This window comes from Mobiluncus mulieris ATCC 35243 (genome assembly GCF_000160615.1).
Classification (GTDB): Bacteria; Actinomycetota; Actinomycetes; order Actinomycetales; family Actinomycetaceae; genus Mobiluncus; species Mobiluncus mulieris.
This window is the reverse complement of record NZ_GG668519.1, coordinates 108,854-126,567: the sequence shown is the minus strand read 5'-3', so window position 1 is coordinate 126,567 and position 17,714 is coordinate 108,854. Positions and strand designations below refer to the sequence as shown.

General features: G+C 53.5%; 20 protein-coding genes and 1 pseudogene. 14 read left to right on the top strand and 7 right to left on the bottom strand.

What is annotated here, in order from left to right; translation table 11 throughout:
* Positions 1-139: 139 nt before the first annotated feature.
* The 5 genes from HMPREF0577_RS05610 (at position 140) to HMPREF0577_RS12055 (ending at position 2,559) form a co-directional block, all read left to right on the top strand.
* A complete protein-coding gene (locus tag HMPREF0577_RS05610) occupies positions 140-742 on the top strand; it encodes an alpha/beta fold hydrolase (protein WP_004012763.1) in 603 nt (200 codons plus the stop codon).
* Positions 743-865: 123 nt separating this feature from the next.
* Positions 866-1,177 (top strand): type II toxin-antitoxin system RelE/ParE family toxin, encoded by a 312-nt coding sequence (locus tag HMPREF0577_RS05605; RefSeq protein WP_004012762.1) that lies wholly within the window; start codon positions 866-868, stop codon positions 1,175-1,177.
* A complete protein-coding gene (locus HMPREF0577_RS05600; protein ID WP_004012761.1) occupies positions 1,171-1,464 on the top strand; it encodes an addiction module antidote protein in 294 nt (97 codons plus the stop codon). The genes HMPREF0577_RS05605 and HMPREF0577_RS05600 overlap by 7 nt, the downstream gene beginning before the upstream one ends.
* A gap of 217 nt (positions 1,465-1,681) precedes the next feature.
* Positions 1,682-2,107, top strand: a complete 426-nt coding sequence (locus tag HMPREF0577_RS05595) for an exonuclease domain-containing protein (protein WP_004017599.1) — start codon at positions 1,682-1,684, stop codon at positions 2,105-2,107.
* Positions 2,108-2,349: 242 nt separating this feature from the next.
* A complete protein-coding gene (locus tag HMPREF0577_RS12055) occupies positions 2,350-2,559 on the top strand; it encodes a hypothetical protein (protein ID WP_004012758.1) in 210 nt (69 codons plus the stop codon).
* A gap of 357 nt (positions 2,560-2,916) precedes the next feature.
* On the opposite strand, the gene HMPREF0577_RS05585 is transcribed toward HMPREF0577_RS12055, so the two are convergent.
* Complete coding sequence (locus tag HMPREF0577_RS05585; RefSeq protein ID WP_004012757.1) at positions 2,917-4,155, bottom strand: ATP-binding protein; 1,239 nt, start codon at positions 4,153-4,155, stop codon at positions 2,917-2,919.
* Positions 4,156-4,436: 281 nt separating this feature from the next.
* On the opposite strand from HMPREF0577_RS05585, the gene HMPREF0577_RS05580 reads away from it, so the two are divergent.
* Positions 4,437-4,847: an ArsR/SmtB family transcription factor gene (locus HMPREF0577_RS05580; RefSeq protein WP_004012756.1), complete on the top strand. Its 411-nt coding sequence runs from the start codon at positions 4,437-4,439 to the stop codon at positions 4,845-4,847.
* 206 nt (positions 4,848-5,053) lie between these two features.
* On the opposite strand, the gene HMPREF0577_RS05575 is transcribed toward HMPREF0577_RS05580, so the two are convergent.
* The 5 genes from HMPREF0577_RS05575 to HMPREF0577_RS05555 form a co-directional block, all read right to left on the bottom strand.
* Positions 5,054-5,281 carry a sigma factor-like helix-turn-helix DNA-binding protein gene (locus tag HMPREF0577_RS05575; protein ID WP_169305149.1) on the bottom strand — a complete coding sequence of 76 codons (228 nt, stop codon included), beginning with the start codon at positions 5,279-5,281 and terminating at the stop codon, positions 5,054-5,056.
* A 94-nt stretch (positions 5,282-5,375) separates the two neighbouring features.
* Positions 5,376-5,876 (bottom strand): hypothetical protein, encoded by a 501-nt coding sequence (locus HMPREF0577_RS05570; RefSeq protein ID WP_004012755.1) that lies wholly within the window; start codon positions 5,874-5,876, stop codon positions 5,376-5,378.
* Between the two features lie 287 nt (positions 5,877-6,163).
* Positions 6,164-8,800 carry an ABC transporter ATP-binding protein/permease gene (locus HMPREF0577_RS05565; protein ID WP_248613712.1) on the bottom strand — a complete coding sequence of 879 codons (2,637 nt, stop codon included), beginning with the start codon at positions 8,798-8,800 and terminating at the stop codon, positions 6,164-6,166.
* Between the two features lie 55 nt (positions 8,801-8,855).
* Positions 8,856-10,007 (bottom strand): ABC transporter permease, encoded by a 1,152-nt coding sequence (locus HMPREF0577_RS05560; protein ID WP_004012753.1) that lies wholly within the window; start codon positions 10,005-10,007, stop codon positions 8,856-8,858.
* The gene (locus HMPREF0577_RS05555) at positions 9,995-11,638 is read right to left on the bottom strand and encodes an ABC transporter substrate-binding protein (RefSeq protein ID WP_036342513.1); all 1,644 of its coding nucleotides are present in this window, start codon (positions 11,636-11,638) and stop codon (positions 9,995-9,997) included. The genes HMPREF0577_RS05560 and HMPREF0577_RS05555 overlap by 13 nt, the downstream gene beginning before the upstream one ends.
* Positions 11,639-11,834: 196 nt before the next feature.
* Here HMPREF0577_RS05555 and HMPREF0577_RS05550 point away from each other — a divergent pair, with 196 nt between their 5' ends.
* The 4 genes from HMPREF0577_RS05550 to HMPREF0577_RS05540 all read left to right on the top strand — a co-directional run bounded on the left by HMPREF0577_RS05550 (position 11,835) and on the right by HMPREF0577_RS05540 (position 14,443).
* Positions 11,835-12,332, top strand: a complete 498-nt coding sequence (locus HMPREF0577_RS05550) for an ArsR/SmtB family transcription factor (RefSeq protein ID WP_004015118.1) — start codon at positions 11,835-11,837, stop codon at positions 12,330-12,332.
* 165 nt (positions 12,333-12,497) lie between these two features.
* Complete coding sequence (locus HMPREF0577_RS05545; RefSeq protein WP_004017019.1) at positions 12,498-13,712, top strand: NADP-dependent isocitrate dehydrogenase; 1,215 nt, start codon at positions 12,498-12,500, stop codon at positions 13,710-13,712.
* Positions 13,713-13,781: 69 nt separating this feature from the next.
* Positions 13,782-14,105 (top strand): hypothetical protein, encoded by a 324-nt coding sequence (locus HMPREF0577_RS11380; protein ID WP_155812128.1) that lies wholly within the window; start codon positions 13,782-13,784, stop codon positions 14,103-14,105.
* A 35-nt stretch (positions 14,106-14,140) separates the two neighbouring features.
* Positions 14,141-14,443: a hypothetical protein gene (locus tag HMPREF0577_RS05540; RefSeq protein ID WP_004012748.1), complete on the top strand. Its 303-nt coding sequence runs from the start codon at positions 14,141-14,143 to the stop codon at positions 14,441-14,443.
* Here the strand turns inward: HMPREF0577_RS05540 and HMPREF0577_RS12050 are convergent.
* Positions 14,423-14,823: pseudogene (locus tag HMPREF0577_RS12050) on the bottom strand (IS1634 family transposase); the annotation flags it as partial. The gene HMPREF0577_RS05540 and the pseudogene HMPREF0577_RS12050 sit on opposite strands and share 21 nt — an antisense overlap.
* 193 nt (positions 14,824-15,016) lie before the next feature.
* On the opposite strand from HMPREF0577_RS12050, the gene HMPREF0577_RS05535 reads away from it, so the two are divergent.
* The 4 genes from HMPREF0577_RS05535 (at position 15,017) to HMPREF0577_RS05520 (ending at position 17,634) form a co-directional block, all read left to right on the top strand.
* Positions 15,017-15,880 (top strand): ABC transporter ATP-binding protein, encoded by an 864-nt coding sequence (locus tag HMPREF0577_RS05535; protein WP_004012747.1) that lies wholly within the window; start codon positions 15,017-15,019, stop codon positions 15,878-15,880.
* On the top strand, positions 15,877-16,533 hold the full coding sequence (locus HMPREF0577_RS05530; RefSeq protein WP_004012746.1) for an ABC-2 transporter permease: 657 nt from the start codon (positions 15,877-15,879) through the stop codon (positions 16,531-16,533). Before HMPREF0577_RS05535 ends, HMPREF0577_RS05530 begins: the two co-directional genes overlap by 4 nt.
* A gap of 70 nt (positions 16,534-16,603) precedes the next feature.
* Complete coding sequence (locus HMPREF0577_RS05525; protein ID WP_004012745.1) at positions 16,604-16,990, top strand: GntR family transcriptional regulator; 387 nt, start codon at positions 16,604-16,606, stop codon at positions 16,988-16,990.
* Positions 16,987-17,634, top strand: coding sequence for an ABC-2 transporter permease (locus tag HMPREF0577_RS05520; protein WP_004012744.1), 648 nt, complete (start codon positions 16,987-16,989; stop codon positions 17,632-17,634). The genes HMPREF0577_RS05525 and HMPREF0577_RS05520 overlap by 4 nt, the downstream gene beginning before the upstream one ends.
* Positions 17,635-17,714: the final 80 nt, after the last annotated feature.

The following is a 17,714-nucleotide window of genomic DNA, read 5'->3' as shown; positions in this document are numbered from 1 at the left end:
CAACTATCAGGAATCCATTAAACGGAGTTGTGGAAGCTCAACGGGAAGTGACCATAGAAGGATAAATTGCATGTATGGAAAACGGGGGAAACGCAACGGATTCTTTGCGTCTAGTAATACTGGCGGCAGGCCGCGTGTGATGTTTTTGCCCGGTCTGGGTGAAACCGAGGCCGCCTGGCGCCCTGTGATTGAGCTACTACCTGAAATCGAAGGGCGAACTGCGGCAGTGTTCGGCGTGGGGGCGGAAACAGCGGACTGGTCGCTGGAGGCAGTCACACAGCGCGTGGCTGCATCGTTGGAGAGGCCTGTTCACCTGGTGGGTTTATCGCTGGGTGCTATCGTCGCGCTGAACCTAACTTGTCAGTACCCCGACAAAGTTGCTTCGCTGTTTGTGTCGGCGCCGCAAGCAAAACCTCCGCAGGTGTTGATGCGGGTGCAATCTGCACTGATGCGGGTACTACCGGCGAAAACGGTGTGCCCACCGGGGGTTAGTAAAGCAGAACTACTAGCTGTGTTACGGACGGTTGCGAACCTGGATTTGACTGCTGGACTGGGGAATATCGCGGTTCCCACCACAGTGGCTTGCGGGGCGAAAGACTGGGCGAACCTGGCGGCCGCTCGGGATATTGCAGCGGCAATTCCGGGGGCGCGACTGGTGATAGTCCCCGGTGCCCGCCACCAGTGGCATCAAGACAATCCCGGTTGCTTTGCGGCCGGGCTAAAGAGGCATCTTGCCCTTTAGGTTTTGGGATTTCATCAGGCCTCTTTAGTGGGCGAACGCGCCTTTTCCGGGCGTGGTTTAGGCTAGATTGGTTGAGGTGCACCCGTCGTTGCTATTTTGTATCCTCTGGGATACACTAATTTGGTGGAAATCAAACAGACTGACGTGTATCAGCGTTGGTTCCGTCGTCTCAAGGATGTCCAGGCTAGAGCACGAATCAACATTGCTTTGCAGCGGTGTCGGCTGTCTGACGAGGTTGTGGGCGACACTAAGCCGGTTGGTAGCGGCATCTTTGAGCTGCGAATACATGTCGGTCCGAGTTACCGGGTTTATTACGTGACCAAGGGTAGCAAGATTATGTTGCTGGTAGTGGGTGGCGACAAATCAACACAACAGCGTGATATCGATAAAGCCAAGGATTTGGTGGCAGAAATTATTAGGGAGGATTCATGGTAGTGAAAATCAGTGACTGGGATGCCAGTGAATACTTAGAGACCGAGGCTGATGTCGTGGCGTATCTTAATGCGGCACTTGAGGACGGGAATCCCGCAGTATTGCAAGCGGCGCTGGGTGATGTGGCGAAGGCGCGGGGGGTGGCTGCGGTTGCCCTCCAGGCAGGTGTAGGACGTGAGTCCTTGTATAAGTCGCTGGCTGCGGATGGCAATCCTTCTTGGCGAACCGTCACCAAAGTACTCGCCGCGATGGGCTTGCAGCTAGAAATCAAATCTCCGGTCGTGGTCTGACTCGCGCCGGTGATTTTCCTGCTGGGGCACCCTCCTCTGACTCCCGAGGCTTAGATTTCATGAGGTGCCAGCCGGGAATTCGAGCCACGTTCCGTAACGATTCGATCCCCTTCGACATTGAATCTTGACTTTTCTGGATGCGAAGCGCCTATTTTCGGATTGTTGGTCATTTAGAATTGCCACAGTAATTGGCTGTTGCCAGAGTTGGAGGATGCCTATGCGTGAATTTGTTGCTATCGATTTTGAGACTGCCAATGAACAGCGTCGTTCTGCCTGTGCGGTGGGATTGGTTTCCTTTGATGGTGAAGGGAAGCTTTCGGACAGCTACTACAAATTGCTACGTCCTCACCCAGAAGTTGATTATTTCAATCCTGCTAATGTGTGGGTACACGGTATTACTTCGGAGGACGTCCAAGATGCGCCGCAGTGGTCAGACATCGCAGACCAAGTGATGACTTTCATTGGTGATAGGCCGATTGTGGCTCACAACATGGCTTTTGATGGCTATGTGCTCTCTGACTTGGCTAGTTTGTACGGCACGGAGGAGATTCCTAATCGGCGTTTCTGTACGGTTCGTCTGGCGAGAAAGATTCTGGCTGACAAGTTGGCCAAAGGGAAAACGCCGCAGCGAAATACTCCCTGATGATGTCCCCTCCTGGGTTAGATCAAACCAGGAGTGGTGGTACACACATCAAAACGCCCGTAAAGCCTACAACCTCTTAGCAAGCCAGACCCGTAGAGGCACCCTGTTCGCTTTCCTGAACCCTCATCTGCAAGCCCAAGCCACTTCTGCCGCTACCATCAACTACAAACGCGCTGGAAGGCGGCATAAACGCCCAAATCAAGGCGCTAATCCGCAGCCACCGAGGCTTGTCCGAAAACCATATGAGACGCGCCGTCGAGTGGTGGTGCTACCTACACAGTGAAAATCCCGTTATCCCGCACCTGCTCATCAAGCCCGAACACCTAAACCCCCAGGCCAAACCACAAACCAGAGAACCTAAACCCGAACCCGCACTATGGGATGTCGGCATCAACCTCACCCAAACCGACTACCACCTCGACATCTCCATCCGCAAAGGAACCATACAATAACGACACGCCCGGGAAAAGACACACAAAATGTTACTTAACCCCGATAACAACGCGCCCGGGAAAAGACACATAATTCTGCCGGTTACCCCAAATCCACGGGTGACCTCTGGGAGCGATGGTGGTAAGCGAAGACCGACCCTGGACTGCTCCGGAAAGGTCGTAATGACCTGGTTTTACACCATAAAATATGGTGTTTCAAACCGGCGGCGTACCTTACATATATTGAGCGTGAAACGGGTGTGGTGCCTCAGTTTGTTTGAGTATGAAGACTGGGATTTTGGCTGGGACAGCACTCAAGCTTACATCGGGAATCCCGACTGGCACCTCATGAACGCGCGCGAAAGAAAGCCAGCCGGGCTAGAGATCGAGGCTGTTGGGGGCGAGCAGGAATTCTTTGAGTCCGATAGTGACGATGCCTTTTTCGTCGCGGGTCAGGCGGGGGTTTCCGCCCACCACGATGATTTTTTTGAATGAATCGGCGGTGTTCATGAGGGGCCGTTTTTCTTGTTCGCGTTTTGCCGCATCTGGCAAGGCAAAAGCAGATTGCAGGTAGTAGCGCTTGCTGCCTTCGTTGGCTATGAAATCAATTTCCACCTGTTTATGTGTCCCACTCTCGCGCATCTTCACGATGCCTACGTCCACGGAAAAACCCCGGATAATCAGCTCGTTATAGATGGTATTTTCCATCAGGTGCGTAGGTTCTTGTTGGCGGAAGTTAAGCCGGGCGTTGCGCAAACCCACGTCCTCGAAGTAATACTTCAGGGGAGACCCAATATGTTTACGACCCTTCACATCATAGCGTTTGGCGGGCGTGATAATAAAAGCATCCTCCAGATAGTCAAGGTATTTCTTGATACTGGGGGCGCTGAGCTCGACATGTTTTTCGCTGGCGAAAGTGCGTGCCAACTTGGCGGGATTCGTCAGTGAGCCCACGCTGGAAGCCACCACATCCACCAGTTCAGAGAACTCCGCTTCGTTGCGAATCTGGTATCGTTCCACAATATCGCGCAGATAGATTTCTTGAAATAATCTTTGCAGATAAGCCGTTTTTTCTTTTTCTTCGACCAGCGTCGCCACGTAGGGCATTCCCCCGAAAGTCATGTAGTCATTCCAGTTATCTTCCCAGTCTCCGCCCAGAGTTTGGTGGTATTCACTAAACGAGAGCGGATGGACGCGAACTTCATCGCCGCGTCCGCGAAACTCGGTAATCACATCGGTGGAAAGAAATCGCGAGTTGGAACCAGTGACATAGACATCCAGATTCGGAATGTGTAAAAACCCGTTGAGTACGTCCTCGAAATCCGCCATCAATTGTACCTCGTCCAACAGCAGGTAATACTGATTCTGGCCTTTGATCCGGTGGCGTACGTAGTCGTTGCAGGACTCGGGGACGCGCAGTTCACGGTTTTGAAAATCGTCCAACTGTACGGGAATAATTTGGGATTCTTGCACCCCCGATTCCAACAGGTGACGCTGGAACAGTTTAAACAACAGGTAGGACTTGCCGCAGCGCCTAGCTCCGGTTATTACCTTGACTAAGCCGTTGTGTTGGCGGGCAATGAGCCGCCGCAAGTATGCGTCACGCTGAAACTCCACAAGCCCTCCTATTTTAGAATTTTGCCATTTTGGGCACTTTCCTAAAACAGATTATAGCTATCTGGCGGGGCTCTGGTGGGCTATACCGGCCTAGGTGTACCGGAGTCGAGAGATTTTGCCCAAAAACCCTGGATTTCGAGCCTCCCGGTGCATTTTCTCCCGACTGCGGTACCCGTTTTTCTTTTTATCAGCCGCCTTTCCCGGAGTTCTGTACGTAGCGTTTTGAAATAATTTCGGGAATTCTCTTACAGAAGCGGTTCCAGATCTCTTAGTATCTTCGTATGAATGAAGATACTAAGAGATGTACTTCTAGCCTAGACAGCGACTATGTGGAATTCGCCGCCGAGGTATTTCGGCTCCTGTCCGACAGTACCCGGGTACGGCTGATTTTGGTACTGCGGGAAGGCGAAAAATCGGTAAACGACCTGGCAGAACTGGTGCATAAAACCCCCACAGCGGTATCCCAGCACCTGGCAAAACTGCGGTGGGGCAAAATCGTGAGTCCCCGCCAGGAAGGCAACAAAGTCTTCTATAGCCTGACCAGTGAAGACGCTCGGGAACTGGTTTCATTAGCAGTATTTCAAGCCAGTCGAATGATGGGAGAAATCCCCACCCATCCCAGGTGTCCACACTCCCGCCGCGAGTTCGGAGAAGGGCAACCCAACTCCCGGATAATAGCCATAGCGCTGTAATCATACTTAATGAACAACTCGATAGCCACACGACGCTGCTCGGCACTAAACATGCGATACTCCTTCCCAGTCCAAATCCAGTCCAAGAATCCCACCGCAGTCCCGTTCCCTCAAACTACTATTTAGAGCTACAACAATCCAAACTTCGTAGCGTTTGCAGCAAGCTCAATGCGACGAAGTCCCATGACTTTGATCACCTCTTTGGCCTAGGTGGCTGCGCTTGATTCGGTAATGCCAAGCTGTCGTGCAATCTCACGGTTTGTGGAACCTTGAGCCATACCAAGCATTACCTTTCTGTATCGTGGTGGAAGAGACTCAACTTTAGCGAGAAAATCGTTTGGGTCAGGCAGATTTTCTTGTGATTGTGAGGCATGGATACTTGTATCACGCACTTTGGCAGATTTTGCCTTATTTGCAGCTATATCTGAAGCCATGGCAGTCCTTATCAAGATGTCATGCATTGCATCTGCAGCTCTTGTGATCTCCTTATGCTATAGAGCTCTAGGGTATCCCTGAATGCAACAAAAGTCAACAGGCAGAGTCCGAGACATGGTTCCAAGCCAGTGGGGCAGTTGCCTCAGCGCTTCTTGGTGCGCTAAAATAAGACGTATGACCGTTCCAACACATAACGCTAGATGTTGTCAGCTTAGATATCACCAAATTGACGGGGTCTTTCAGCATTTGTTCCGAGTAAACAGTTTTGCAGCTATCAGAGGCTTTACTGATACCTTTTATGTTATTCTTACTCTGTGATTTCGGTAATTTCTGAACCTTAAAATTCAAAACCTCACATTTTGTACTAATGTCGTACTTTACGTTAATTCTATGTTCGTCACTACCTGGAACAAATTCTTGTACTCCGAATTTTTCACAGTTCCCTTCGCTCCAAACTTTAAGAACCACTCCTGTATCCTTATCTTGTAACTCCTTGATTTCGGGTGCCACAGATGCGTCCGAGGCTACTGACAGCCATGGGAAACAGCGTGGCATGGATGCAAACAACAAGGTTAAAACAAATTTCTTTCTCATTTTTATCCCTCTGTAAATTTGGGATAGCTTATTAACTGTGCTATACAGCAATTTAATTCTATACAATACTCATCCAGTTTGTACAGGGCACGACCAGTCCCAAAATTGGGATCCCATGACAGTAACCGTGGATGACCCGCACTTTTACCTCATTAGCACATGTTGACTTTGTGTGATGGCTCGACGTTTGATACCGACATACCAGTACATTCAATGTTTACAATATGCCGAAACGCCGACTTCACACTTACATGCGAAGAGCCGGTATGGGGTTGCCCGCAAGCTGTTCAACCCAGGTTTAGGCTGCGGTCGGCCCAGTAATCCAGCAGTTCCCGGTCGTGGCTAATCGCGATAACCGCGAGTCCCCGCGCTGAGCGCCGTTGAATCGCTCGCACCAGGCTGGCGGTACTAAAGGCATCGAGCATGGCGGTGGCTTCGTCACAAATCAGCACCGTTGGCTCGGTCAACAAACACCTGGCCAAGGCAATGCGTTGCAACTGACCCTCGGACACTTCCGCCGGGAAGCGCCTCATGAATCCGGGTGGAATCCCCAGTTCCCCACAAATCTCTGCGCAACGCCGATGCTGCACGTCTTGCGGAATACCCGCGTAAAGCAACGGCTCCTCTATGATTTGGCGCAGTGTCCAACGCGGATTCACCGAGCGTCGAGGCGACTGGAACAGCATCGCCACTCCGGGATGCCTTGCCGCTTCAGGACGCGCCGCCGTGTGAGTGCGTTTTCCGGGCACGAGATTTTCGCCCGCTGCCGCTGACACCGCATTTTCCGTCCGTGTCCCCCAGCGAATCTGTCCCGCCAGGGGAGCAAGGCGCCCGGCAATCGCTCGAGCCGTCGTGGTCTTGCCGCAGCCCGAGTCCCCGAACCACCCCACGGTTTCGCCCCGGTGCAGGCACAGGTTGAATCCACTGACCACCGGAACCCCGTGGTATCCGGCCGCCAGGTCGTTTACTTCCAATACGGTTTCGCGGTTCGTGTCGGGTTCACGAGGTGCCAGCCCGGATTCACCCCGGGAGCCTGAATCCGGAGTCTTCCCGGAAACAGCAACCCCGACCCGCGCCAAATTCCTCGGCAAAGCCGCCAATAACTCCTGGGTATAAACGTGGCGCGGGCTGCCCAGCACCTGCGTGGCTGAGCCTTGCTCCAAAACCCGACCCGCGCCCAGCACAGTTATCTGGTCTGCCAGCGGCAAATCCAGCAGCATAGCCAAATCGTGGGTGATGGTCAGCACCGCAATACCCCGGTCTGCCAAAACACGTAACAGCTGCCAAATCTGGTTGCGGCGTGCCTCGTCCAGGCCAGCCGTAACCTCGTCGGCAATTAAAACTGTGGGGTTCCCCGCCAAGGCCAGTGCCAAGTTGGCGCGGGTCAACATGCCACCGGATAACTCGTGGGGATAAGCCGACAGAGAATCCGGGGGGAATCCCGTCATTTCGCACAATTCAGCCACAGTATTGGACGCGGATTTGGATGCGGATGCAGCATCCGTAAGTGAGCCTTGCCCCGGTTGAGAAAGCGTGGGTTCCCCTCGGAGAGACGAGCCGCTTGCTACCATTGAGCCCGGTTCTGCGGTTGGCACCTCATGAAGCGCCCCCGTCACATCGCGGCGACGCAATATCTTTACGGCTTCCCCTAGTTGGTTGCCAATGGTATGGTTCGGGGCAAAAGCGGTGGCACTGGATTGGGCGGCCACGGCAATCAGGTGCCCGCGCACTTGTTGCCACGGGCAGTTTTTGCCATACAGCCGTATCCCGGCCACGCTGATTTCCCCGCTGACCTGCATTCTTCCGGGCAACATTCCCGTGGCGGCCTTGGCCAGAATCGATTTCCCCGCCCCGGATTGTCCCAGCAGTACGTGCAGCTCGCCGGGGCTGACCTGCAGGTTCACGTGGTTTTCTAAAACCAGGTCGCACCGCGTGTCGGGGGTGGCTCCCGGTTCTGTTTCATCGGTGCCTGCCTCTGCTGGGGTTTCATGAGTTTGCTGGTCGCAGTTTCGACCAGAGCTGGGGATAATCACGCTCAAATCCCGGAATTCCAGGGCGGGCGGGGTTGTGATTTCGTCCGAATCCCCGGCTGGCACCTCATGAAACGGCGGTTCGGTGACGGTAGCGCTCAAATCACCCGGCAACTGCGCGGTCTGCGTGGGGCGTTCCGACTTGCCCCGCGCGGGCTTGCCCAAACCGGAAGCCCACCCGAAAATCAGCAGGCTCAACAACACTAAAGCTCCCGCCGGAAACACCAGCTCCCACCAGCACCCAATCAGGATTTCGGTGCGCGCCACCTCCAGCAGGGTCCCCAGCGAAGGCTGGTCGGGGGAAATCCCCAACCCCAGGAAAGACAGGGTGGATTCATGCCAAATCGCGTGGGGGAACAGCAATACGACGCTGACTTTCATCTGGCCGAACACCGAGGGTAACAGGTGGCGCCGCGCCACTTGCCAGTGGCTCGCGCCCGCCAGATACGCGGCCTCTACATATTCCAATTCGCGGGTAGACAGCGCAATCGAGCGCACAATACGCGCCACCGGCGACCAATGCACCAAGGCAATCGAGGCGATAATAGCCACGAGAGAACCGGGGTAAAACGCCACAATCGCAATGCCCAGCAGCAGCTGGGGCAAGGCGTTAATGGTATCGGTAAAGCGCATGAGGAGCGAGTCGGTTTTCCCGCCCCACGCCGCCGCCACGGCACCTATCAGCACTCCGATAACAGTGGAAATCACGGCGCAAGCGGCCGCCACAATCAGGCTTACCCGAAGCCCCAGTGCCACGCGCACCAACAAATCATGCCCGGCGGCATCGGTTCCAAACCAGTGAGAGGCACTGGGTGCCAGGCGCGCCTGGGCGAGATTGGCCTCGTGGGAATCCGCAGTGGCAAAAAATGGCAGCACTACTGCGTAGACCACCATTACTACCAGTCCATAAAGCGCTAGCCGGTGGGGAACAAACGCTTTTAACCAAGATTTATGAAACATATCGCACCCGCGGATCGAAATAGAGATACAAGACATCGGCCACCAGGTTGCCGATAATCACCAGCGCCGCCGAGGCTAAAGTCAGGAAGGTCAACAGCGGTAAATCCAGTCCCTTGGCGGAGGCCACCAGCGCTGCCGCCAGCCCACCCCAAGAAAACACTTCTTCGACCAGCACCGCGCCGACAATCAGTTCCGGCAGGCGCATTCCCACCATGGTGATGGTGGGAGCCAGCGACAGGGGCAGGACGTAGCGGCGGATTAGAGTGCCTTTGGGAATCCCGCGCCCAATCCCGGCCTTCCACCAGTCGGAATGCAGATTTTCTTGGGCGCGTTCCCACAAGGTTAACAACATCCACGGCATTTGGCTTAGCGCCAACACGCTGGCCGGCAAAATCAGATACGACCACTCCCAGGGAGTCGCCGCGTCTGGGGCGCTGCGCCCCCCGGCGGGGAACCACCCGGTGCCCAAAGCCAGGAACAGCATGGCTCCGAGCGCCAGCACAAATGGCGGGATGGCCTGGATAAACAGCATAAGGATTTGGAACACGCGACCCAGCCAGTTCCAGCGCAAGCCCAGCATTCCCAGCAGGATACTCAGCACAAAAGCCAAGGCCAGCCCTACGCCGGACAGCACCAGGGTGGCTTCGAAACGCTCGGCCAGAACTTGGGCAACCGGCTGGTTATAGGTGCGGGAAAACCCCAAATTGCCGTGTACCAGGTCGCTCGTCCAAGCCAGCCAGGCTCCGTGCCAGGATTGATTCAGATTTAGGGCCTTCGCGATGGATTCCCGTTGGGTGGCGCTGAGGAACTGGTAGCGATCGCCTAGGTACGCCACCAGTGGGTTTAGGGGGGAAACGGCGGCGAGCAGGAAAACCCCTAATGAAATGGCTACCAGTAACACCGGCAGCACCAACAGGCGGTTGCGCACCAAAACCAGTACCTGGTGGCGGCGCTCCCGGCGGCGAGCCTGGCGCAGCGAGGCTCCGGTGGTGGTTGCTTCGGTTGCTTCGGTGGCCTTGTCGGTTATTTTTGACGGTTCATGAGGGGCTTTCCTGAGTGTTTCCGACACGCGGGACGCGTCCGAATCGTGGTACGACTCGGACGCAGCGGCCACGTTGTAACTTGGTTTTATTTCTCCCATTGTCCCAGGTTCCACCACGGACCCCAGTTTACGCCGTGGGAGTGCGGCTCTACCGTCAGATTCCCGGTTTTCCAACCATCGTCACGGGTGACATAGGTGTGCTGCAAGAATGCCAGGAATACGTGGTTTGGGGCTGCCAAATACTGCTTTTGGGCTTGTTGGTAGAGCTTCACGCGTTCGGATTCATCCCCGGATTGGCGTGCCTGTTCCAGGATTTTATCCATTTCCGGCGAGCCGTAGTTGCCGGGGTTGTCGTATTGCGAGGTGTTTGCTTCGCGGGTGTGCAGAATCGAGTATACCTGGGTGTCGATGGAGTACGGCTTGTCGCCGCCACCCAGCAGGATTCCGACTTTGTCCAGGCGTCCTTCTAGGGCATCCCAAGTGGTGCCTTCCAGTTTCACGTCTACGCCCAGTGGTTTCATCGCGGCGGCGAAAGCTACCGACAAATCGCGGCGTACCGTGTCGTTAGAGGTATAGGCCAGGGTGAAAGCGGCACGCTGGCCGTCTTTTTCGCGAATCCCGTCTGCGCCGGGTTTCCAGCCGGCCGCATCCAGGCGTTTCTTGGCGCCTTCCAGGTCGAATTTGAACTGGGCTTCGGGGTCGTAAGCCTCGTAAACTGCAGAAACCGGGGTGGAAGCCGGTTTACCCGCCCCGAACAGGACTTTTTCAATGATTTCTTTGCGGTTTACGGCTTCGTTCAGGGCGATCCGGGCTTGCGGATCGGCGCAAAATGCATTGGAACCGGGGAAGCTGACCCCGCGCCAGTCCGCTGAATCCGCGTGTACTACTTTGTATCCTTCCAGGTTTTTCAAGCTGTTCGCCAAGGCTGGGGGGATAATCGACCCGGCGAATTCCTTGGTGCGAATCCGAGAGACGCGAGCGGCGTCGTCGGGCACATAAACCGTGGTCAGTTTCTTGACCTGCGGTGCCTTTCCCCAATAATTGGGGTTGGCTGCCCACACGGCTTTCTGGCTGTCGAGTTTTTCCAGGACGTACGGTCCGGTGCCCACGGGTTTGGTGTTCAGCGGGGATTCACTGGCCAGCCCGCCTTTCATGTATTCACTAGGTGCCAGTCCCAGCAGCAGGCGAGAAGGGAAATCCGGATAGGGGTACTTTAGTTTGAAAGTGACTTTGTTTCCGTCCGCGTTGATCTGATCGACCATCTCGTACGAAGCCCCGATTTCGGAGGCGGTGGCGGGATTCATAACTTCTTTGTAGTTTGCCACCACGTCTTGAGCGTCGAAGTCGCTGCCGTCCGAGAATTTCACGCCGCTGCGTACTTCCACGGTCCACTCGGTCTTATCGGCATTAGAGGTTGGCATAGCGGTGGCCAAAACCGGGCGCAGTTGCGGCAGCTTATGCGGGTCTTTGCTTTCCAAGCCCAGTAGGCCTTCATACATGGGGGATACGCCCAGTTCCGCGTAGCCGTTGGTGGGATTGTATCCACCAAGTTCATAGGCATCCGCCAAGGTGATTTCATCCGCAGCAGTCGTTTGGCCGGCATCGGTGGCAGTTTTTTTCGCGGGGGCTCCTTCTTGACAGGCGGTGAGGCTCAACGCTAGCGCCAGGACGGCACCGCTGGCTGCGAGGGTTTTTAGGGTGTTTTTTCCGGGGTGTCCGGGGTGAGGCATAGCTGCTCCTTGTGTGTAACGTATTGTCTCTAGTGCTTTTTCTAATAATGTCTGAATGGACATATGTTAGTTAGCAAAGATATTACCATGCGGTCAGTATTGGGGCAATTATCCAAGCGGCACTGAATTCTGGGCATAACGTGCCAAAACTGTGTGAATAATGACACAATTGGAGGGTGCCAGAAAGGAAGGTTTCATGACTAATCTGCCCGCCTCCGAGATTCGTGCCCTGCGCGAAGCCTTAACTCATCCACACGGAACCGGGTCGGGGCGTCAATGCGCGGCGGATATCGAGATAACGCCTCATGAATCCGAACCAGCCCCTCATGAACCCGAGGCCACCCTCGCCACCCACCACGACGACTACCACACCCACCACGGGCGACCCGCGAAAACCCCGATGCAACCGGTGGACATTGATCAAATCGCTACCACCTGGGCTCCGCGATTCGAGCTGCTGGCCGACTTGACCCGGCTGAAACTGCTGTCCTATATGCATATTTACCCCGGTTCTTGCGTGCAAGACTTAGCCAAGGCGGCGGGTATTACCCAGACAGCGGCCTCGCAAGCCCTGCGGGTGTTACGTGACGAAGGTTGGGTCAGTGCGCAACGCGCTGGACGCTTGATGCGCTACACCTTGAAGGACACGGCCGCCCACCAGATGCTGCATTTTATTGGGCACACTCACGTGTAGCGGGTAGTGGTGTCTCGCTGGGGGTGCTTGGTTGCATGAGGTGCCATTTTCATGAGGTGCCAGCCCCAAACTTCGCAATTTATCTTGATGTCGAGTAAAATCGCATTCAAGAAAGAACCCTGGAAAAATCCTGACGGGGGCAACGGTGCGAAAAGGAGCAAAAATATGGCGAAAATCAAGGTGAAAAACCCGGTGGTGGAGCTCGACGGCGACGAAATGACCCGGATTATTTGGCGAGAGATTCGTGAAAAACTGATTTTGCCCTATGTGGACGTGGATTTGAAGTACTTCGACCTGGGGATTGAAAACCGCGATGCCACTGACGATCAAGTTACCGTTGACGCGGCGAACGCCATCAAAGAATACGGGGTGGGGGTAAAGTGCGCGACTATTACCCCAGACGAGGCGCGGGTCAAGGAATTTGGACTCAAACATATGTGGAAGAGCCCCAACGGGACGATTCGCAATATCCTGGGCGGCGTGATTTTCCGCGAACCGATTATTATGCAAAACGTGCCCCGTCTGGTGCCGGGATGGAATAAACCGATTGTCGTGGCGCGCCACGCTTTTGGCGATCAGTACAAGGCCACGGATTTCAAGGTTCCCGGGGCGGGCACGGTGATGATTTCTTGGACTCCCGATGACGGCGGTGAACCTATCCGCCACGAGCTTATCCATATGCCCGAGGGTGGGGGAGTGGCTTTGGGAATGTACAACTTCAATGATTCGATTCGCGATTTCGCCCGGGCATGTTTCACCTACGGGCTTGACCGGGGATATCCGGTATATCTGTCCACGAAGAACACGATTTTAAAGGCCTACGATGGTCAGTTTAAGGATATTTTCGCGGCGGTTTTCGACGGTGAGTTCCGCGAACGTTTCGCGGCTGCGGGCTTGAGCTATGAACACCGCCTGATAGACGACATGGTGGCCAGTTCTTTAAAGTGGGAGGGCGGCTATATTTGGGCGTGCAAGAACTACGACGGTGACGTGCAGTCCGACACGGTGGCCCAGGGTTTCGGCTCCCTGGGTTTGATGACCTCGGTGTTGATGACTCCGGATGGGCGCACGGTAGAGGCCGAGGCGGCTCACGGCACGGTGACCCGGCATTTTCGCGCTTGGCAGCGGGGGGAAAAAACCTCTACCAACCCGATTGCCTCCATCTACGCCTGGACGCGAGGGCTGGCGCACCGCGGGAAACTGGATGGCACCCCGGAAGTGGTCGAGTTCGCGAGCACCCTGGAGGACGTGATCGTGAAAACCGTGGAGGGCGGCCAGATGACCAAGGACTTGGCACTGCTGGTAGGCCACGATACGCCGTGGCTGACCACGGATGAGTTCATGAGCGTACTCGACCACAACCTGCGTGTGCGCCTGTAAACCAACAATGACACCTAAAGCACACGTAGAGCGCTTTGTTTGGGGAAATATCAAAAATAAACTTATTTATTGCGTGATTTACCTGTGTTCAAAGTCGGTATAAAAATACCGACACCTGACGGTAGCGCCGACGGTTGCGGGTGTGATTCACTGAGAAGAGCGGCGAAAATCGTTGTTGGTGCCGTGCAGTACCGAGCCGAGTTCAAAGGAGATTTCATGGAATACGAACGTACTACTGGAAAAGTTGCCGTATTCCTGCTAGGTACTGGTGCAACGGCGCTACTAGCGGTGCAGGCAGGTGGAATTCGTGCTTATTCTTTAGAAAGTGGATTTCCTTCAAAAACTTCTACTGATAAATATGAATACATAAACGGGCGGAAGATTCAACTATAAGAATAAATAATCAAGCTGCTGAGGCGAAGACTTCCTTGATTAAACCCTCGTTTCAAATTAGGCTAGAAGAGTCAGTAATTACTTTATATGGAGGTGATGAATTCCAAGATAATATTATAGCTCTTAATGACTTCGTTAAAAAACATCCTGATATTACCCAAGCAGTTAAAAATTTTGGTAATCTAAACGATATTAATTCATCAAACTGGACACAATATGCAAAAGCAACTTCAGAAATGGGTGATTATCCAGGGGAGTTAATGGCCTCATTTTTGGACACGTATGCAGTAAGTTATTTCAACCTGTTTCGTGCAGCTTTAGTGACCCAGTTTGTCTAGGTTTTTTGGGTTTGCGGGGTGATGGGGTCGCTAGATTGGATTTCGTGGCTTTGGTAGGGGATGGTTTGTTTCTGGATTGGTCGTAGCATGCGGACGAGTTTTTTGCTGTGATACCAGTCTTTTGTTGCAAATAGCGGGATACGGCGAGGGCGGTTATAACGATGGCGGTTATAACGATGGTCAGGTGGGTTTCTATGGCCTCGTGTTGCCGATGGAATATTGGGCGGGCGCGTAAATCGGTTTTGGACGTGCGTCAAATGTTCTACGTGCCGTAGTTCGTGGTTGTCGATGGCCTCACTAGCGGGCATGAGCGCAACCGGGATGTTGGTGACGTAGCCCTTCAACCTGGCTAACTGCTCGGCGCGGTGGAAGCCTTTCTCATGGTGTCAAGTGCAGGTTTTTTCTGCGAGCGTAGCGCAAGTGGTTTTGCGCGTTTTTTAGCCAGTTCTAGGGGGTCTCATTAGGGGCTTGACAAGCCGCGTTCATGGTGTATATAATAGATATGTACACCATGAACGGTATGTATACTTCGGGTAGGAATAAAACCAGACGAACTAAGAGAGGAGTCAGGTTATGAACACGCCAACGACCAACGCTATCGAGATTGAGGGGCTGGTCAAAAAACTTGGCACCTTTGAACTCGGACCATTAACTCTAAATATTCCCCGAGGCTGCTTTGTGGGGCTGATTGGGGAAAACGGTGCCGGCAAAAGCACCACGATGAAGCTTTTGCACGGAATTTTGGAACCCAGCGCGGGAAATATCCGGGTGTTGGGAAATAACCCCGCCACGGACAGCCCAGCTTACAAGGCAAGGGTAGGATTCGTTTTTGACGACCTGTATCTGCCGGAAAACTTCAAACTCAAACACGTGGAACACTTTAACCATCTGCTTTACGGCGAGGCTTGGCATCCGCAAACCTTCTGGGGATTGGCCGAGCGTTTTGACCTGCCACCTAAGAAATGGATAAAGAAATACTCTCGGGGTATGAAAATGAAACTGGGAATGGTTTGCGCCCTGTCCCACCACGCGGAATTGCTAATCTTGGACGAACCCACCTCGGGGCTTGACCCGGTGGTGCGCGACGACGTGTTGGACATCATTATGGATTTCATGCAGGATGAAAGCCACAGTGTGCTGTTTTCCTCGCACATTATTTCGGATTTGCAAAAAGCCGCTGATTATGTTGCTTTCATACACAAGGGGAAACTACTCATGATGGAAGCGAAAGACGAACTGAGCGAAAAATACGCTCTGCTGCAAGCCAACGCTGAGCAACTAGCATCACTTGCTCCTGGTGCGATTTTGGGGCGGCGTCACACCGAGTTTGGTGACACCGTGCTGGTTGAACGTGACCGGGTTCCCGCCGGTTTCACTCTGGAGCGCCCCAGCATTGAGGACATCATGGTTTATCTGATTAAAGGGGAGGAAAAATGAAAGCCCTGATGTATAAAGATTGGATTTGCTACCGCTGGGCATATCTCTTTCTTGGTGGTCTGGCGATGTTCGAGATGCTGCTGCTTCCCGCTGTTGGGGTTGGGGTGGATTATGTGATGAGAATAGTAGCTGCCATGTTCTTCATTGCCGGAGTTACGATGGGAGCAGGGGCACAATTCTACGACCTAAAGACACACAGTGACCGCTATATTTTGGCAGCAACCGTAAAGAAAAGCACTATCATCACTCAACGTTATTTATCCGGTTGGATTTGGTCAGTGGCTGCTACTTTGCTGCTGGCGGGTTCTATGTATTTCACGGAACTGAAAGTACCTAAGTTGTTGATAGCTGCCATGTTTTTCTTTGCTGTGGCCGAGATAAATGCGCTGACTATTCCTTTTGCGCATCTACTTGGCCCCGAAAAAGCCTTGGTGCCTCTGATAATCCTGGTAATGCTCTTGGTGTCTACGGGTGCCGGCTTCGCTGTTGGTACCATAAATAGCAAGGAAATTGAACAGGCCGCAAAACTGTTTATCCTGAGTATGGTCAATAACGCTGACCTAATCGCGTGGGTGCTGTTAGTTGGGGCTATTGTCTTGAATGTGGTTTCTTATTATGCTTCTCTTGCTATCTACCGGCATAAATCTAACTAGGTAAGGGCGGCGAGGATGTGCTTGCAAGTCATTGTTAAAGAATACTTTGCGGTATCCCCGGAGGTGAGTAGTGGACATTCAAATCCGTAACTTCAGTGATGACCCGATTTATTTGCAAATCAAAAACCAGCTAAAACGTGCCATCGTTACCGGCGAACTGGCGGCGGGGGAGCAACTTCCCTCAATCCGCCTGCTGGCCAAGGAACTGCGCGTCAGTGTTATCACCACTAAACGTGCCTATGACGAGTTAGAAAAAGAGGGTTTTACCAACTCGGTGGTGGGCAAAGGCAGTTTCGTAGCCGCCCAAAACTCCGAGCTGCTACGCGAGGAATACCTGCGCAAGCTCGAAGCCGTGCTGCGTGACGCGTTGAAATACGCGGCATTAGCCCAGCTGAGCCGCGCCGAACTGTTAGAAATGATTGACCTACTAGATGAAGAACCGGGAGGAAATGAATGAAAGCCCTACTGTACAAGGATTGGATAGTGTTTCGGTGGGTATTTTTGATTGTCCCAGTCTTTCTAGTCCTGCAGATTGCGCTGCTAGTACCACGAGTCGGCTGGAAACTAGAGTATATTTTGGGAATGCCCACGGTGGTGCTGGTCGTTACTGGTATTTTTTCAGGGATTGGAACGCAAATTACCGATATGAGATTCCAGGTAGATCGGTATCTGCAATCCGCACCCATAAAGAAAACACTGGTGATGCTGGAACGCTACCTGTGGTTTTGGATTATCGGCGTGATAGCAAGTGTACTGATTTCCGTGGCGCTACATTTTGGGGGCGCACCGACGTTGACCGTATCACTGGTGGCTGCTGGCTGCTTGTTTGCGACTACCTTTTTCCCCACTTTACTGACTCCCTGTATCTATTTATTGGGGCCGGAAAAAGCCTTCATTCCTTTAGTGATTATTTTTATGATTTTGGGATTTGGTATGTCAATAGGATCCAACTCGCTAAGCGATGCGGGAAAAGCGCAACTCCTGGCCGTTTTGGCGGGTAAAATCAACCTGATTGCCGGGGGCTTACTAGTGTTGACTATTGCCTTGAATGTGGGCTCTTACTTTGCGTCTTTGGCCATTTACCGGCACAAAGTGAACTAGGTCAACCTGGGTGGCTTGAAAAACCACCCGGAAAGCGGTGTGACCGGGGAAAACTTGCGGGGAAAATCTGGGCTTTATAG

What these genes read in the sequence shown, in the direction of transcription:
- HMPREF0577_RS05610 (WP_004012763.1), top strand. Translation starts at nt 140, where the DNA reads ATGTTTTTGCCCGGTCTGGGTGAAACCGAGGCCGCCTGGCGCCCTGTG.
- HMPREF0577_RS05600 (WP_004012761.1), top strand. Translation starts at nt 1,171, where the DNA reads ATGGTAGTGAAAATCAGTGACTGGGATGCCAGTGAATACTTAGAGACC.
- HMPREF0577_RS05595 (WP_004017599.1), top strand. Translation starts at nt 1,682, where the DNA reads ATGCGTGAATTTGTTGCTATCGATTTTGAGACTGCCAATGAACAGCGT.
- HMPREF0577_RS12055 (WP_004012758.1), top strand. Translation starts at nt 2,350, where the DNA reads ATGAGACGCGCCGTCGAGTGGTGGTGCTACCTACACAGTGAAAATCCC.
- HMPREF0577_RS05580 (WP_004012756.1), top strand. Translation starts at nt 4,437, where the DNA reads ATGAATGAAGATACTAAGAGATGTACTTCTAGCCTAGACAGCGACTAT.
- HMPREF0577_RS05575 (WP_169305149.1), bottom strand. Translation starts at nt 5,281, where the DNA reads ATGGCTTCAGATATAGCTGCAAATAAGGCAAAATCTGCCAAAGTGCGT.
- HMPREF0577_RS05570 (WP_004012755.1), bottom strand. Translation starts at nt 5,876, where the DNA reads ATGAGAAAGAAATTTGTTTTAACCTTGTTGTTTGCATCCATGCCACGC.
- HMPREF0577_RS05565 (WP_248613712.1), bottom strand. Translation starts at nt 8,800, where the DNA reads ATGGTGGTCTACGCAGTAGTGCTGCCATTTTTTGCCACTGCGGATTCC.
- HMPREF0577_RS05560 (WP_004012753.1), bottom strand. Translation starts at nt 10,007, where the DNA reads ATGGGAGAAATAAAACCAAGTTACAACGTGGCCGCTGCGTCCGAGTCG.
- HMPREF0577_RS05555 (WP_036342513.1), bottom strand. Translation starts at nt 11,638, where the DNA reads ATGCCTCACCCCGGACACCCCGGAAAAAACACCCTAAAAACCCTCGCA.
- HMPREF0577_RS05550 (WP_004015118.1), top strand. Translation starts at nt 11,835, where the DNA reads ATGACTAATCTGCCCGCCTCCGAGATTCGTGCCCTGCGCGAAGCCTTA.
- HMPREF0577_RS05545 (WP_004017019.1), top strand. Translation starts at nt 12,498, where the DNA reads ATGGCGAAAATCAAGGTGAAAAACCCGGTGGTGGAGCTCGACGGCGAC.
- HMPREF0577_RS05535 (WP_004012747.1), top strand. Translation starts at nt 15,017, where the DNA reads ATGAACACGCCAACGACCAACGCTATCGAGATTGAGGGGCTGGTCAAA.
- HMPREF0577_RS05530 (WP_004012746.1), top strand. Translation starts at nt 15,877, where the DNA reads ATGAAAGCCCTGATGTATAAAGATTGGATTTGCTACCGCTGGGCATAT.
- HMPREF0577_RS05520 (WP_004012744.1), top strand. Translation starts at nt 16,987, where the DNA reads ATGAAAGCCCTACTGTACAAGGATTGGATAGTGTTTCGGTGGGTATTT.